The sequence below is a fragment of the Pedobacter sp. GR22-6 genome (assembly GCF_037402555.1).
Taxonomy (GTDB): Bacteria; Bacteroidota; Bacteroidia; order Sphingobacteriales; family Sphingobacteriaceae; genus Pedobacter.
In genome coordinates, this window is sequence record NZ_JBBEUC010000001.1 from 1,164,204 (window position 1) to 1,178,244 (window position 14,041).

A 14,041-nucleotide genomic window follows, 5' to 3' on the forward strand; every position below is an offset into this window, starting at 1 on the left:
ATTCACCATGATTTGGTGTAGCGTGAGTATGCCCTTAAATTCTTGTGGACAAGAAATCAAGGGAGGCCTAAAGCATCCTGATTCGCTGGATCAGGTCAATCAGCTTAATGAAGTCCGGATCAGAAAGTTAAAGATCAGCAGGAGGCAATCTTCCTCTACGCCGCTACAAATCCTTTCGGGTACAGATCTTGAAAAACTAAATAGCCTTTCTGTGGCAGATGCCCTTCGTTTCTTTTCAGGCGTGCAATTAAAGGATTATGGGGGCATTGGTGGTTTAAAAACCATTAATGTCCGTAGCATGGGAACCAATCATACTGCTGTTTTTTATGACGGCGTGCAGCTGGGAAATGCACAGAATGGACAGGTTGACCTGGGTAAGTTTTCCCTTGATAATATAGAAGAGATAGAACTGTACAATGGACAAAAGAGTACTATATTTCAGCCGGCAAAAGGTTTCGCCTCAGGAAGCTCGCTTTACTTAAAATCAAAGCAGCCACAATTTGAGACGGGGCATATCCAGAAAATACGTACGGCAGTTAAGGTGGGCTCGTTTGGGTTGATTGATCCTTCATTACTTTGGCAAAGTAAATTTTCAGACCGCATCTCCAGCTCAGTAAGTGCAGCTTACAAATATGCGGATGGCCGATACAAGTTCAGGTCTACCAATGGAGTTTATGATACTACAGCGGTCAGGGAAGACGGTGATTTTGAGTCGATGCGACTGGAACTGGGATTGCATGGCTTGCTTGCAGACAGCAGCAAATGGAACCTCAAACTGTATGGTTATGCTGATGAACAAGGAATTCCCGGAGCGGTAGTCAATAATGTGTGGCGCTTTAGTCAACGCCTTTGGAATAAAAACTTCTTCGGACAGGCTTACTATGAAAAAGAAATCGGTCCTTATAGCCTGATGGCTGCTGTAAAATACAGTAATAATTACAGACGATACCTTAATCCCGAGGTGGTGACTACAACTGGGTTTCAGGATAACCGATATCACGAGCAGGAGCTTTATCTCTCGCTATCCAATAAGCTCAGGATAAATGCTTACTGGGATTTAGTATTGTCTTCAGATTACCAATTAAATGACCTGAATGCCAATCTTTACCGCTTCGCTTATCCAACAAGAAATACCTGGCTGACCGCAATAGCAACGCAGTTTCATTGGGAACGTCTGGAGCTTCAGGCAAACTTACTAGGTACAGTTGTGAAAGAAAAAGTGCAAAATGGTGCTGTTTTAAAAGATCAGAATGAACTGAGTCCAACGGTGATGGTTTCCTGGCAGCCTTTTGCATTCAATGAGTTCAGGCTACGTTCTTTTTACAAAAGTATTTTCCGGATGCCTACCTTCGATGACCTGTATTATACTTTTTATGGAACTAGGCTAATCGCGCCGGAGTATACGAGGCAATATGATCTGGGTTTTACTTACATCAAAGGATACGAAAATCAATTGCTCAGTCAGTTTTCCGTACAGAGCGATGTATATCTCAATCAAGTAAAAAACAAAATCATATCCATTCCGGGAAGTTTAGGCATATGGAGCGTAGTAAACCTCGGTAGGGTGGAGATCAAAGGAATTGATGTAAATGTACAAACGAACTGGCAACTTGGCCGGAAACTCAGCTTAAATACCGGGCTCAATTATACTTATCAAACAGCAGTTGATGCCGACCCAAGCTCGATGAACTATGGGGATCAGGTTCCTTACATTCCCTGGCACAACCTTTCATTCATCACCAGTGCCACATACCAGCGTTTTTCATTCAACTATAGTTACATCTACACGGGAGAACGTTATAATCAAAGCACCAACAACATTTATAATTATGTAAGACCTTGGTATACACATGATGTTGCATTTCATTATCAGACAAAACTTTACAAAAGGGATGCGAAATTGAGCCTTGAGGTAAACAATCTATTCAACCAGGCCTATGAAGTCGTGTCAAATTATCCCATGCCTGGCCGTTATTATCGTTGTTCATTCACCTATTTTATCAACTAATATGAAAAAATCACTGAAGTTATTTAACCTAAGCTACCTGGCAATCCTTTTGTCAGTAGCTTCTGTATTATACTCCTGTAGAAAAGACCTGAAACCAGTGCCTGAACAGCAGGAGACATTATTGCCACCAGATCCAAATGCTGTAGTAAAGGGATTCTATCTGGTGAATGAAGGCAATATGAACATGAACAAAGCCTCACTCGATTACTTGGATTATACGAAAGGGATTTACAGGAGAAATATTTACAATGAAGTTAACCCTGAGGTGGTTAAGGGATTAGGTGATGTAGGGAACGACATTGGTGTATATGGCTCCAAATTATATGTTGTGGTCAACATTTCGAATAAAGTCGAAGTGCTGGATGTTCGCACGGGTAAACGCATCAAACAGATCAACATCACCAATTGCAGGTACATTACCTTTAAAGATGGTAAAGCTTATGTAACTGCCTATCTGGGCACAGCGGGAGATGCTAATGCCACAAAAGGAATCGTTGCTCAGATAGACACCTTATCCCTGGCAGAGGAAAAAAGGGTGGAAGTGGGCAGGCAACCCGAAGAACTGGTTATCGTAGGGCAGAAACTATATGTAGCCAATTCAGGTGGATATAGTCCGCAGGATTATGAAAAGACGGTCTCCGTGATTGATCTGAATTCTTTTACTGTCATCAAAAATATTGATGTTGCCATCAACTTACATCGCCTTAAGGCGGATCAATACGGTGATCTTTATGTAACGTCAAGAGGCAATTATTTCGATATTCCCTCAAAAATGTTCGTGATCGATACCAAGACTGATCAATTGAAAAAGACCTTTGATCTTGCAGTAAGTAATCTGACTATCGATGGCGACCTTGCTTATTTCTGGGCTTCTGCTTTGAATCCGGCCAGCAACAAATTTGAGTATACCTATGGAATGCTCAACGTGAAGGATGAGACTATAATGGAAAGGAAGTTCATCACTGACGGAACGGACAAGAATATCATGACGCCATATGGAATTGCAATTCATCCTGTGACTAAGGAGGTTTTGATCACTGACGCGAAGGATTACCTTACTCCGGGAACGCTTTATTGTTTTGATACCAACGGCAGGAAGAAATGGTCAGTAACTACTGGCGATGTTCCAGCGCATTTTGCATTTATCTATAAATAACCCAATACAAATTATCAATGACACCAAAAAAAATGAAAAAATCTAACTTAAACAGACTGGCGCTCTCCGGTTTACTGACCACAATGGTCTTTCTAAATGCTTGTAAAAAAGACAGGATAAAGGTAGACCCAATCCCGCATGCCACAGCAGGTGTCTATGTACTTTGTGAAGGTGCTTTCGGTCAACTGAACAACAGCTCTATAACGTATTATGATGTTACCAAGGCCACAGTCGACAAAGATTATTTCAGAACAAAAAATGGCGCTGGATTGGGAACTGATGCCAGCGACCTTAAACAATATGGAAGTAAAATGTATTGCTTGGTTACAGGCTCTAAGGATGTAGCACAGGATGCATATATCGAAGTGATCAATATTGCTACCGGCAAATCCATCAAGAGAATACCTTTTTATGATACCAGCAAAGATTTTGCACCAAGACACATTGCATTTTATCAAAACAAGGCATACGTAACTGGCTATGATGGTTATGTAAGTAAAATAGATACGGCGAGTCTGACAGTTGAATCCAGAATTCTTGTCGGTGGGGCTTTGGAAGGTATTGCCATTGTCAATGGAAAAATATTTGCAGCCAACTCTTCACACCCATTTTACGTGAATGCAAACAATTCCAACGTTTCTGTGGTCGATATTGCTAGCTTCACTAAGGTAACTGACATTCCTGTAAGTTTCAATCCCACTAAACTTGCGGCAACAGCAAATGGCGATGTATACGTGATCACAAGTGGAAGTTTTTCACCTTTTGTGGCCACTGCATTCGAAAAAATTAATAGTCTAACCAATACAAAGACACAAACTTTCACACATGATCTTTCTGAAATAGCCGTTAATGGAAATAGCGGATATGTGATTACCAATGATTATCCTGCTAAAATTAAACTGCTAAACATTAGTACTGGATTGCTGGGTGCTGATTTTATCACAGAAACAACAAGCCTCAATTCGGCTTATGGTTTGACTGTAAATCCGCTTGATCATAACCTCTTCATTGCTGATGCAACAAATTACGTTGGTGATGGTAAATTGTTTTGCTTTGATACCGCAGGTAAGAAAAAATTTGAATTCGCTACAGGAACAGCACCTAAAATTGCTGTATTCAACTATACTTATAAATAAACAACAACACATAATAATGATGAAAAATAAATACACCCTATTGCTCCTGATTTTAGCGCTTTTCTCGGCCTGTACAAAGGATCGTCCTGAACAAATGCCTATCGTTAGAATGGCTGTTGAATCTACAGCCTTGAATGGAAAGGTCAATGAAAATCTTTCGCTAGAAGCCGTTAATGTCTATGGAATGCTTTATGATCAGGAGTGGAAATTGAACGATGAAGTGATCAGTACTGCATCCGTGTACAACTTCACCGCCCCTAAATCAGGAATTTATGTAGTTGAATATACTGCGACTGGTAAAGGCGGGACCTTTACCCATAAATACACAATTAATGTAGGTGTTCCTACTGTACCCATATCACCAAACAGCAATCCCTACGTAACCACTATGTTTGAGTTCCTGCCTGCGCCTGGTCAGAATACGAATAAAGCGCTTGGGATCCTCACTGCTGCAAAAACACTGGAAGGTAAAAAGGGATTGGTTTCCCTGGGAGCCTGGGGTGGATATATTGTGCTTGGTTTCGACCATACCGTAGTAAATGAAACAGGAAAAGACGATCTTATTGTCTATGGTAACCCGCAATCCAATTTCGCTGAACCCGGAATCGTTTGGGTAATGCAGGATGAAAATGGCAATGGCAAACCTGATGACACCTGGTATGAATTGAAAGGGAGCGAGTTTGGTAAGGCTGGTTACGAACGCAATTATGAAGTGACCTATACCAAACCTGCTGTCGGTGGTAGTGTAGCCTGGAAGGACAACAAAGGCAATACCGGAACAGTGAATATCTCAAGTGCTACGTTCCAATCCTTCCCTACCTGGCAAGCGGGTACGGAATACACCCTGAAAGGCTCTATTTTACCTAAAACAGGGCTAAGCAGCTCAGGATTGATCACCAGTATGCCGTTTGCATTTGGTTATGCCGATAATATTGTAGGTGGAGATAAACTGGATATTGCCAATGCAATAGATAAAGACGGGAAATCAGTATCGCTCGCAGGTATAGATTTCGTGAAAATCCAGACAGGTATCCAGGCCAACCTGGGTATACTAGGCGAATTGTCCACTGAAGTGGCAGGGGTGGCCGACCTGAGTCTGGTGAAATAGGCATTACTTTTTTAAACAGAAGAAATAACCTAACTTTGCTTTATAAAATACAAACATGTCAGAGTCTAAATTCAATCCGCGTACTGCCATTCTTTTATTGATCATTGTGCTGATCAGCATCATCCGTGTTGCCGCTCCGTTCTCTGACAATTTCAAAGAGATTGCCAACTTTTCAGCAGTAGGAGCCATTGCTTTGTTCGGTGGAGCTTATTTTAACAACAACATTAAGGCCTTCGGCTTTCCATTGCTGATACTCTTATTGAGTGATGTATTTATCGCAAAAACATCAGGTTATGGCTTTTTTTATGGTGGATGGTATTGGACATACATTGCCTTTATTCTGATGGTATTTGTGGGTAAAGTCATGCTGAAAAAAGTAAACGTTCAGAATTTTGTATTTGCCAATGTAGTCATGATCCTGATCCATTGGATCGTATCTGACATCAGTGCGATGTATGTGCCCGGTTTATATGAGCCTACATTTGCAGGTTACCTGACTTGTCTGGTAGCGGCCATTCCTTATGAACTGAATTTCGTATACGGTTCATTGGCATACGGAGTGCTGATGTTTGGCTCATTTGAACTGCTCAAAGCAAAATACCCTTATCTGAGTTTAAACAAAACGACAGTAGCCTAAGGCTATCTGCAATATATTTGAGAGGGCGCCATCGGTGCCCTCTTTTTTTTGTAAAAAAAGTACGGAATTATATAAAAGCAGTTTCAGTCATTTTTCCAATATTTGTACATCAATGAAAAGAGTAGCCCTCATATTGCTAAGTGTCCTCTACCTGGGTTTATCCAGTGGATTCACCATGCATTTTCATTATTGCATGGGGCAATTGGTGAAATGGGGAGTTGCCGAACAAAAGCAGGAGCGCTGCGGCTATTGTGGTAAAACCAAGCAGGCAAAGAAATCCTGCTGCAAAGACGATTACAAACAGGTTAAAGTTGATCAGTCTCAAAAGGCCCAGCAATTCAATTATCAGTTTGAACAAGTCGCCTTGTTCAGAGCAGTCCTGGTTTTTTCCGGCACTGATGCACCAGTAGTACTTACTGAAATCGGCAAAGCATCATTGATCAATGCCCCACCGGATCAGACCAGCATTCCCGTCTTTATCCGCAACTGTACCTACAGGATCTGATCCTTTTCCTATCGCACATTCGTGTAAGATAATGTCCATTCATTATCGGCCTTTTTTATATCCTCATTTTTAAAATTATTATTTTATGAAATCATTGAAATTTTTAGCGATTGCTTTATTGGCATTCGCAGGAACTGCGGCATCTGCCCAGTCAAAAACAGACAGTTTGAAAGTATCTGGCAATTGTGGCATGTGCAAAAAAACAATTGAAACCTCGCTGAAAGCGCCAGGGATCAGCAAAGCAGAATGGAACGTAAAAACCAAAATGCTGACTGTAAACTATGATCCGAAAAAAGTGTCACTGGATCAGGTACAACAAAAAGTGGCGGCCGTGGGATATGATACCCCAAAATTTAAGGCTCCAGATGCAGTCTACAATAAACTGCATGAATGCTGCCAGTATGATCGTGAAGGCAAAGCCGAACCAGCAGAACATAGCGGACACTAACAGGAAATGACTGTCTGAGTCATCTCGACTCAGGAGATAGCTCAGACAGTCTTTTTAAAATGATAAAAAAGAAGGAACAACATGAAATTAAAATATTTAGCAATACTGTTTGCCATCAGCCTTTCTACCGCTGCACAGGCACAACACGAACACCATACTGAACAACAGAAAGATACAAGCAAGGTCGAGCACAGCCATATGAAAATGGACGAAGAGATGCCGCCAATGGGTCATTCTTATTCCCTAAATCTCCCAATGAGCAGAAACGGCTCGGGTACCTCTTGGCTTCCCGACGCTTCGCCCATGTACGGAATCATGTTGCACAGCAAAAAATGGATGTACATGCTCCATGGAAATGTAGCGCCCCGGTACATCACGCAGGATGTCGATGGTAAAGGTTCCCGAGGTGGAGATGCATTTGGTGCGCCAAACTGGTTCATGGGAATGGGACAGCGGAAGATCGGAGAGCGGGGTCTGCTGCACATCAGTGCAATGCTTTCCCTGGACAGGTTCACAGAAGGTGGAGATGGATATCCTTTGCTATTTCAGTCAGGAGAAAGCTGGAAAGGCAAGCCTCTGGTAGACCGCCAGCATCCCCATGATGTGTTCTCCGAACTTTCTATAGGATATACCTATTCGTTATCCAAAAAATCTGACTTGTCTGTTTATTTAGGCTATCCCGGAGAACCGGCCTTGGGTTCTGTTGCCTTCATGCACCGCCCCTCGGCATTGGCCAATCCGGATGCACCGATCAGCCACCATTGGAACGATGGCACACACATCACTTTTGGTGTAGCTACGCTCGGTTACCGCTACGATAAATTCAAAATAGAGGCGTCATCCTTTACCGGCAGAGAACCTGATGAGAACCGTTACGATTTCGATAAACCACGTTTTGATTCCTACAGTGCCCGTCTTTCTTATAACCCGACCAAAAACTGGGCTTTCCAGGTTTCGCAAGGCTGGATCGAAAGTCCGGAGGAACTGCATGAAAATGAGGATGTGAAACGCACGACCGCATCGGCCATCTATAGTCTGCCATTTGGTGAAGAAAAATCACTAAATGCAACGGCGCTTTGGGGTTTGAACAAAACCAAAGAAGCCAGGGGAGAGCATGCCGCGCTGTTTGAAGCCTCGTTACGATTGAAAAAACTGGCCCTGTATACCCGCTACGAGTGGACACAGAAGTCGGCCGAAGAGCTTGATCTGGAACAGAACTTTGACCACCATGCGGTATTTAAAGTCAATGCGCTAACTTTAGGTGCGAATTATGACCTCTTTAGCATGGGTAAGTTTCGCGTAGCAGGTGGTGCACAGCTCACCGGATATGAAGCCGACAGCCGCCTGGACTTTCTGTATGGAAAGAACCCCATATCCGGTCAGGTTTTCATCAGGATTTATCCAGCTTTGATGAAAATGTAATTGCATAAACTCAATTCAAGGTAATCCCAACATTCCAGCCAAACCAGCCCTTGATACTTGCGCTGTAGTCGTGGCGTTTGTTGGGATATACTTGTTGCTTATAACCCTTTGCACTGGAACCCACCGGAGCCTCGCTGGTATATACGGAATAAACGGGGCCGCCAAACAGGGTGATCCCCTTCAGCAACTGATACTGCAAGTTGCCCTGGAAGCGGTTCAGGTAGTTGGCATAGTCCCAGTTCCCGAGGTAAATGTACTGCGAGGAAAACTCTCCGCCAATGGAGAAGCGATTGCTAAACAGGAAATCATGACCAAAGCCGAAGCCTACAGTCTCCATCCGTTCTGTTTTGGAAAAGTTTTTTCCGACAAACAAAATGTTGTACAATTTGGCATTCCCCATCTTATAAGCCACATTGGTGTTGATCAACTCATTGGAAGAAAGGCTGATCTTATTGTAGCCATTCTTCACGAAGTTGAGCAGGCCGATACTTACGCCATCGTTGTTCTCCGAAAGATTGATCAGTCCGATCTGGATGCCATGCATGTCCTTCGCATAGTTGAAAACACCGGCAATCTGTGTTCCGCTGAAACGCTTTGTTGAGATATTGCCGATACCTGCGATTTGTACCCCGGCAGCTTCCTGAGTTGCGATATTGAAAAGCCCTGCGGCTTGCGTACCACCTACGGTATCTAAAACAAGGTTTGCTAATCCCGCAATCTGTACGCCGCTCATTTTCTTCCGTACCGAGTTGAACAAGCCTGCTGCCTGTACACCATTTACATCAGTGCGCACATCATTCAGAAGACCTGCAAGTTGTATGCCTTCTACGGAGCCACCGATGGCGTTGAACAAGCCTGCTGCCTGTAGTTTCTTGACTTCGCCTTTGCTGATGTTGAACATCCCGCCCAACTCTATACCATTTACACCGGCTGTATAGCCGCCAATTAAATTCAGGGAGAACTTATTGACCACCTGCGAACTCATTAGTCCATGTGAACTCAAGCCGGGAGTAAGGGAAGCCTGATACGGCATATTGGCAAAGAAATCTGGAATGTTCATGCTCTGGATGCGTTGCCTGGAAGAAATGAAAAACCTGCTGAAACCTGAAGTCTCTACGCCATTCTGGAAATTTCCTGCAGTCTCCTTACTGTCCTTATAACCTTCTGGCTTCACCTTGATGTCTGCCAGAAATACCAGGGAGGTATCGCGGTAGTTTTCCTTGCTGGCGGTCAGGATCACCTCCTTGTGCTCACCTTTAAATTTCAGGGTAAAATAACCGTTCTGGTCGGTCAGGGTAGAAGGTAGCAAACGTTTTTCATAAACACTGGCTTGCTTCACACGAACTCCAGTCTCGGTATCTACCACCCAACCGCTGATGATGTACAAGCCCTCGGCACTGGTGATATTTTCCGGCTCGATGGTGAAATGATGCGCGGCATAGCGCAGGATGATGTGTTCGTTGAATTCCTTGTAGTCTACCTTTCCGGAAAACAGCTGGTCCAGCACATCACGTACAGGTTGGTTGTGTGTATTGATGCTCAGCACCGAATCCTGGCTGAACAAGCGTCCACTGTAAGAGAAATAAAAACCACCCGCCTTGCTCATTTTGCCCAGCACATCAGAAACCCGCTCATTTCTGATGTTCATGCTGATCAATTTGTCCAGGTGGTGCGGAGCAGCTTTGTTCATGGAATGCTGGGCAAGACAATGGTAGTAGAAGGCGAAAAAAAGAGCTGTCGTGAATATCGTTTTCATTATTTCGTCCTCGACAGTGAGATTTGGTCCTTATTCATGCTTGCCTTTAAATCAAGCGTACGGCAAATGGTCTTTATGTTTTCTGCTAAGCCATCTTCAGCTTTTAGGGTGGTATAGATGGGTTCAGCAGCCAATTGTTCATCCGGGATTTGGATATTGACATTGTAAGCTTCGTTTAGTGTTGAGGTCAGTCTTTTCAGAGGAATTCCTTCGGCAATGAACAAATGGCTGCGGTAATAATTATAAAGCTGGTCTGTATTCCGGGCTTTGACGAGTTCAGCCGTCGTTTCGGCGATCAGTACTTTTTCTCCTTGACGCAGTTCCAGTTCCTCTCCATTCCGGCTTACCCGCACAATGCCGGTTTCGACGATGACTTCAGTTTCCCCCTCCAGATGCCTGATGTGAAAGGAGGTACCTACTACTGTGACTGCCACTTCGTTAATATCGATCACAAAAGGCCGGCTTTTGTCATGTGCCACATTAAAAAAGATACTTCCTTTCTGAAACTTCAGGTGCCGGTTATCTTTGAAGTCCTCGGCGTAGCTGATGGAAGCACGTTTGCTGAGGGTTAGCTCAGAACCATCGGGGAGGAGCTCCGTTTTTACCGTATTTCCTGCAAGTATCTCTTTATAATTTTCAGGTCTCAAAACGGTATAAGCCAGCCATGCGCCCAGTACCAGTGCAAATACTGCAGCAATTCTGCTCCATTTTGCCAATGGATTTAAAAGCATTACTACAGGTTTACTACCGCCAGCAGCCTTTTGTCGGAAATTGACCCAGGCCTGTTCCACGTCCACAGGGCGATCTGCTGCCAGGTTTTTGCTGGTTGTCCAGATCTTTTCAAACTGACTGTAATGGTTTAGGTTTTCCGGACTGGCAGCGATCCAGTCGCATACAAGCTCGCTTTCTGCATCGCTGGTTTCTTTTAAAAGAAACTTGATCAATAATTCATCTGTCATCATTTCCTATTTAAAAAAGTTTCTGTAATACATGATTAAAGCAGGGAGTGACAATGCCAGGAGCGTCACATAGTCTGCCAGTTTCAACCTTAGGATCCTCAATGCTTTTCCCATCTGGTTTTCCACCGTTTTGATCGACAGTCCCAATTGCGCTGCAATCTCCCTATATTTCAATTCTTCGAAACGGCTCATCTGAAAAATTGTGCGGCAATGTTCGGGCAGCTCATTCAAGGCTTCCTTCAATTTCATTTCCAGCTGGCTCAGCTCTACCTTTGCCGAGGCGGGTTCATGTGAAGTATCCATGCTGTGCAGGGTAAAATCCTGATATTTTGTTTTGATCTTCTGGTGTTTCAGGTAGTTCATACTGTCGTTGTATACAGATCGGTATAAGTAAGCCTTTATGGAACTCTGTATGTTCAGCAGTTCCCGTTTTTCCCAGAATTTCAGGAACATGCCCTGCACCATTTCCTCTGCAAGGTCATCGTCCCGCAGGATGGTATTTGCATAGGCATGCAAACCGCGGTAATGTGCCTTAAACAGTTGTTCAAAAGCCTGATCGTCGTAATTTGTTGCAGTAGGGCTTAAAGTAGCTATAGTCAATTCCAATTTGCTTTATTGCTTCAAATATATTCTTTAAATGTTAATTCGTTTCAGAAATTCTATCCCTGAAAGGCTGTTTACGGTGACCAGATCCAGGTGTTGTACCTGAGCAGATTTACCTTTTCGACCGGCCACCCGCATATAGATGCGCTTCAACAGGTATTCCCGGTCTTCCTCCCTGATGTAGACTTGGTATTTCCCATTTTCAGCAAGCCTTTTCAGGTAAAGCGGCATTTTTTCGCAGGCATTTAGCCTGATCTCAAACTGCTCATCAGCCATCGGTTTACATTCAAAGCCATATAGTGAGGACTCGGGTTTTCTGTAAGAAGCCGGAGCTTTTCCATTGACCAGATCTTTGAGCCATATGGCACAGATCGGCTTTTCAGGATTGAGCTTTCCCTTCTGGTCAAAGTTAAGAAGGTAAACTACAGTATTGGCATCCCCGTCCTTTTGCATAAAGAAAAGTATGTTTTCAGCAGGTACAGGGAGTGTTTCCAATGTTGCCCAAGTCAATTGACTAAAGAAAAGGAGCAAGGCCAATAGCATGTTTTGCTGTTAAAGTTTGAGCAATTTACCTGAACCGCTGATCTGGGAATCGATTAGGGGAGTCCCTGTATAATACACTTTTCCACTCCCACTGATCCTGGCCTTCAAATGCTGACAAGCGCCTATTTTTGCTTCTCCGCTACCAGAGATGCTCAGTTCTGCGGAATTGCTCTGTACCCTTTTGAGGTCTACTTCTCCCGAACCGGATATTTTGACCAGTAGTTCATCTGTCTGTAAGCTGTTTTCTGCTTCAAGCTCCGCGCTGCCACTGATCAATACCTGCAATACATTCAATTGAGGAAAGCTGCCGCTGATGGTTGCGTCTCCACTGCCGCTCAGGGAGATATAGTTTAGGGCAGGGAGGGTCACATAGATCTCCACATCGTCGTGTTTTACGTTTACCCTTTCGTAGCCCAATCTGAGCGTGTTGCCCAATACTTCAGTTTTGAAATAGGGAAGGAGGTTATCTGAGCCTTTCAGCATTACCCTAAATTCTGTCCCGTAACTGATGTGGATGTCGTTTGCACCGCTGGATTCAATTCCTGTAAATTGTTTCACAGTTCGTGTTTCAGTGCTTTTATCGCCGCTGGCGGTCAGCCTGTCTTTGCTACAGGAAATGAGGCAGGCACTTAAAATGGCCAATGCTGCAAAATCTTTCATGGCTTGGAATGTTTTTTTGATACTAGTATTCATATTGATGTGTGTTTAAGATTAGAAACTGAATGTAATGCCTGCAGTGTAGCCGAAGTATAGTCCTTTGAAATCCTCGTCCCATCTCGGTTCCCAGGTCTCAATATATTTTTTGCGTAGCTTTTCACCTTCCAGGGTATTGGTGGTCACAAAGTTTAAGCTGGGGCCACCGAATATTTCCAGGTACTGACCCAGTTTAATGGCAGGCATCACCCGGAGAGATGACTTAAAGTAATCTCCGCGCTTAAAGTCGAATAATGAGCTGGCTACCAGTTCAGTATTTAATCTAAAAGGATGGAAGTTTAGCAGGTGTGCACCGAGTCCGGCCTCGGCGGCAAAAACCGCATCGTCATTCTTGAAATTGTAGCCCAGGCCAAGGATCCCATAGAGAATTCTGCCACCGGAACGAAAAGAAAGCATGGTAGTCTGGTTTTCGTCTATAGACAGCCCCATACTTTTTTCGCCGTTTTTGATGATGTTGATGATCCCGATCGGGAAGTCGCTGCTGTCGGCAATGTTAATAAAGCCTGCAATCTGTGCACCTTTTATTTTTTTGGCGATATTGATGAAACCGGAGAACTGCGAGCCTTTAACGTCTTTGGCCGTATTGATGAAGCCCGCTACCTGCAAGCCCCTGACTTCTTTGGCGATATTAGCGAATCCTGCAAACTGCGCGCCTTTAAGCGGGGCGGAGGCAACATTGGCAAAGCCCCCGATGGTAGTATTATGGCCACCACCGTAGGTATTCAAAAAGCCTGAGAATAAGGCGCCATCTACTGTTTTACCGACATGATTGGAGAAGCCTGCAATCATTGGGCCCTTTACATCATAAATGACTACGTTACTGAGGCCGGCTATTACAGGTCCACGCTCAGCAGCAGATAAGCCGCCGATCAGGTTTAGCGAGAAGCTGTTGGTATCCTGAGCGGCATGTGTGCCATTGGTACTTACAGGATATACGAGTCCGAAATGAACTTTTCCGGGAAGTTGTTTTTGCGCTGCTGCATTCAGGCCCGCAAGTAATAAAATTGATGTGATGAATCGTTTCATTGTTGTCTTGTTTTAAACTG

The 14,041-nt window shown here is 43.9% G+C and carries 14 protein-coding genes; 8 read left to right on the plus strand and 6 right to left on the minus strand.

All coding sequences use genetic code 11. The annotated features are described in order from the left end of the window. The first annotated feature begins 7 nt into the window (after positions 1-7). The 8 genes from WAE59_RS05360 to WAE59_RS05395 all read left to right on the plus strand — a co-directional run bounded on the left by WAE59_RS05360 (position 8) and on the right by WAE59_RS05395 (position 8,420). Positions 8-2,008, plus strand: a complete 2,001-nt coding sequence (locus WAE59_RS05360; RefSeq protein ID WP_337854903.1) for a TonB-dependent receptor — start codon at positions 8-10, stop codon at positions 2,006-2,008. Between the two features lies 1 nt (position 2,009). Continuing rightward, positions 2,010-3,164, plus strand: coding sequence for a YncE family protein (locus tag WAE59_RS05365; RefSeq protein WP_337854904.1), 1,155 nt, complete (start codon positions 2,010-2,012; stop codon positions 3,162-3,164). A 32-nt stretch (positions 3,165-3,196) separates the two neighbouring features. Beyond that, complete coding sequence (locus WAE59_RS05370) at positions 3,197-4,300, plus strand: YncE family protein (protein WP_337854905.1); 1,104 nt, start codon at positions 3,197-3,199, stop codon at positions 4,298-4,300. A 16-nt stretch (positions 4,301-4,316) separates the two neighbouring features. Beyond that, the gene (locus WAE59_RS05375; RefSeq protein WP_337854906.1) at positions 4,317-5,408 is read left to right on the plus strand and encodes a cell surface protein; all 1,092 of its coding nucleotides are present in this window, start codon (positions 4,317-4,319) and stop codon (positions 5,406-5,408) included. 55 nt (positions 5,409-5,463) lie between these two features. Continuing rightward, positions 5,464-6,045, plus strand: coding sequence for a DUF6580 family putative transport protein (locus tag WAE59_RS05380; RefSeq protein WP_337854907.1), 582 nt, complete (start codon positions 5,464-5,466; stop codon positions 6,043-6,045). Positions 6,046-6,157: 112 nt separating this feature from the next. After that, positions 6,158-6,550 carry an HYC_CC_PP family protein gene (locus WAE59_RS05385; protein WP_337854908.1) on the plus strand — a complete coding sequence of 131 codons (393 nt, stop codon included), beginning with the start codon at positions 6,158-6,160 and terminating at the stop codon, positions 6,548-6,550. Positions 6,551-6,635: 85 nt separating this feature from the next. Next, entirely contained in the window at positions 6,636-6,998 is a 363-nt protein-coding gene (locus WAE59_RS05390) for a heavy-metal-associated domain-containing protein (protein ID WP_337854909.1), read from the plus strand. 81 nt (positions 6,999-7,079) lie between these two features. After that, positions 7,080-8,420: a hypothetical protein gene (locus WAE59_RS05395; protein WP_337854910.1), complete on the plus strand. Its 1,341-nt coding sequence runs from the start codon at positions 7,080-7,082 to the stop codon at positions 8,418-8,420. 10 nt (positions 8,421-8,430) lie between these two features. Here WAE59_RS05395 and WAE59_RS05400 read toward each other — a convergent pair whose 3' ends face one another. From WAE59_RS05400 to WAE59_RS05425, 6 genes are read right to left on the minus strand one after another with little or no spacing between them, the layout of a single operon-like run. Beyond that, positions 8,431-10,176: an LA_2272 family surface repeat-containing protein gene (locus WAE59_RS05400; protein WP_337854911.1), complete on the minus strand. Its 1,746-nt coding sequence runs from the start codon at positions 10,174-10,176 to the stop codon at positions 8,431-8,433. Then, complete coding sequence (locus WAE59_RS05405; protein WP_337854912.1) at positions 10,176-11,138, minus strand: FecR family protein; 963 nt, start codon at positions 11,136-11,138, stop codon at positions 10,176-10,178. Before WAE59_RS05405 ends, WAE59_RS05400 begins: the two co-directional genes overlap by 1 nt. Before the next feature lie 3 nt (positions 11,139-11,141). Next, positions 11,142-11,741: an RNA polymerase sigma-70 factor gene (locus tag WAE59_RS05410; RefSeq protein WP_337854913.1), complete on the minus strand. Its 600-nt coding sequence runs from the start codon at positions 11,739-11,741 to the stop codon at positions 11,142-11,144. A gap of 27 nt (positions 11,742-11,768) precedes the next feature. Next, on the minus strand, positions 11,769-12,281 hold the full coding sequence (locus WAE59_RS05415) for a DUF4833 domain-containing protein (RefSeq protein ID WP_337854914.1): 513 nt from the start codon (positions 12,279-12,281) through the stop codon (positions 11,769-11,771). 9 nt (positions 12,282-12,290) lie between these two features. Then, positions 12,291-12,941, minus strand: coding sequence for a GIN domain-containing protein (locus WAE59_RS05420; RefSeq protein WP_337854915.1), 651 nt, complete (start codon positions 12,939-12,941; stop codon positions 12,291-12,293). Between the two features lie 51 nt (positions 12,942-12,992). Next, entirely contained in the window at positions 12,993-14,021 is a 1,029-nt protein-coding gene (locus WAE59_RS05425; protein WP_337854916.1) for a hypothetical protein, read from the minus strand. Between the last annotated feature and the right edge of the window lie 20 nt (positions 14,022-14,041).

Excerpts from the sequence above, each read along its gene's own strand:
- WAE59_RS05360 (WP_337854903.1), top strand. The coding sequence starts at position 8 with ATGATTTGGTGTAGCGTGAGTATGCCCTTAAATTCTTGTGGACAAGAA.
- WAE59_RS05365 (WP_337854904.1), top strand. The coding sequence starts at position 2,010 with ATGAAAAAATCACTGAAGTTATTTAACCTAAGCTACCTGGCAATCCTT.
- WAE59_RS05370 (WP_337854905.1), top strand. The coding sequence starts at position 3,197 with ATGAAAAAATCTAACTTAAACAGACTGGCGCTCTCCGGTTTACTGACC.
- WAE59_RS05375 (WP_337854906.1), top strand. The coding sequence starts at position 4,317 with ATGATGAAAAATAAATACACCCTATTGCTCCTGATTTTAGCGCTTTTC.
- WAE59_RS05380 (WP_337854907.1), top strand. The coding sequence starts at position 5,464 with ATGTCAGAGTCTAAATTCAATCCGCGTACTGCCATTCTTTTATTGATC.
- WAE59_RS05385 (WP_337854908.1), top strand. The coding sequence starts at position 6,158 with ATGAAAAGAGTAGCCCTCATATTGCTAAGTGTCCTCTACCTGGGTTTA.
- WAE59_RS05390 (WP_337854909.1), top strand. The coding sequence starts at position 6,636 with ATGAAATCATTGAAATTTTTAGCGATTGCTTTATTGGCATTCGCAGGA.
- WAE59_RS05395 (WP_337854910.1), top strand. The coding sequence starts at position 7,080 with ATGAAATTAAAATATTTAGCAATACTGTTTGCCATCAGCCTTTCTACC.
- WAE59_RS05400 (WP_337854911.1), bottom strand. The coding sequence starts at position 10,176 with ATGAAAACGATATTCACGACAGCTCTTTTTTTCGCCTTCTACTACCAT.
- WAE59_RS05405 (WP_337854912.1), bottom strand. The coding sequence starts at position 11,138 with ATGATGACAGATGAATTATTGATCAAGTTTCTTTTAAAAGAAACCAGC.
- WAE59_RS05415 (WP_337854914.1), bottom strand. The coding sequence starts at position 12,281 with ATGCTATTGGCCTTGCTCCTTTTCTTTAGTCAATTGACTTGGGCAACA.
- WAE59_RS05420 (WP_337854915.1), bottom strand. The coding sequence starts at position 12,941 with ATGAAAGATTTTGCAGCATTGGCCATTTTAAGTGCCTGCCTCATTTCC.
- WAE59_RS05425 (WP_337854916.1), bottom strand. The coding sequence starts at position 14,021 with ATGAAACGATTCATCACATCAATTTTATTACTTGCGGGCCTGAATGCA.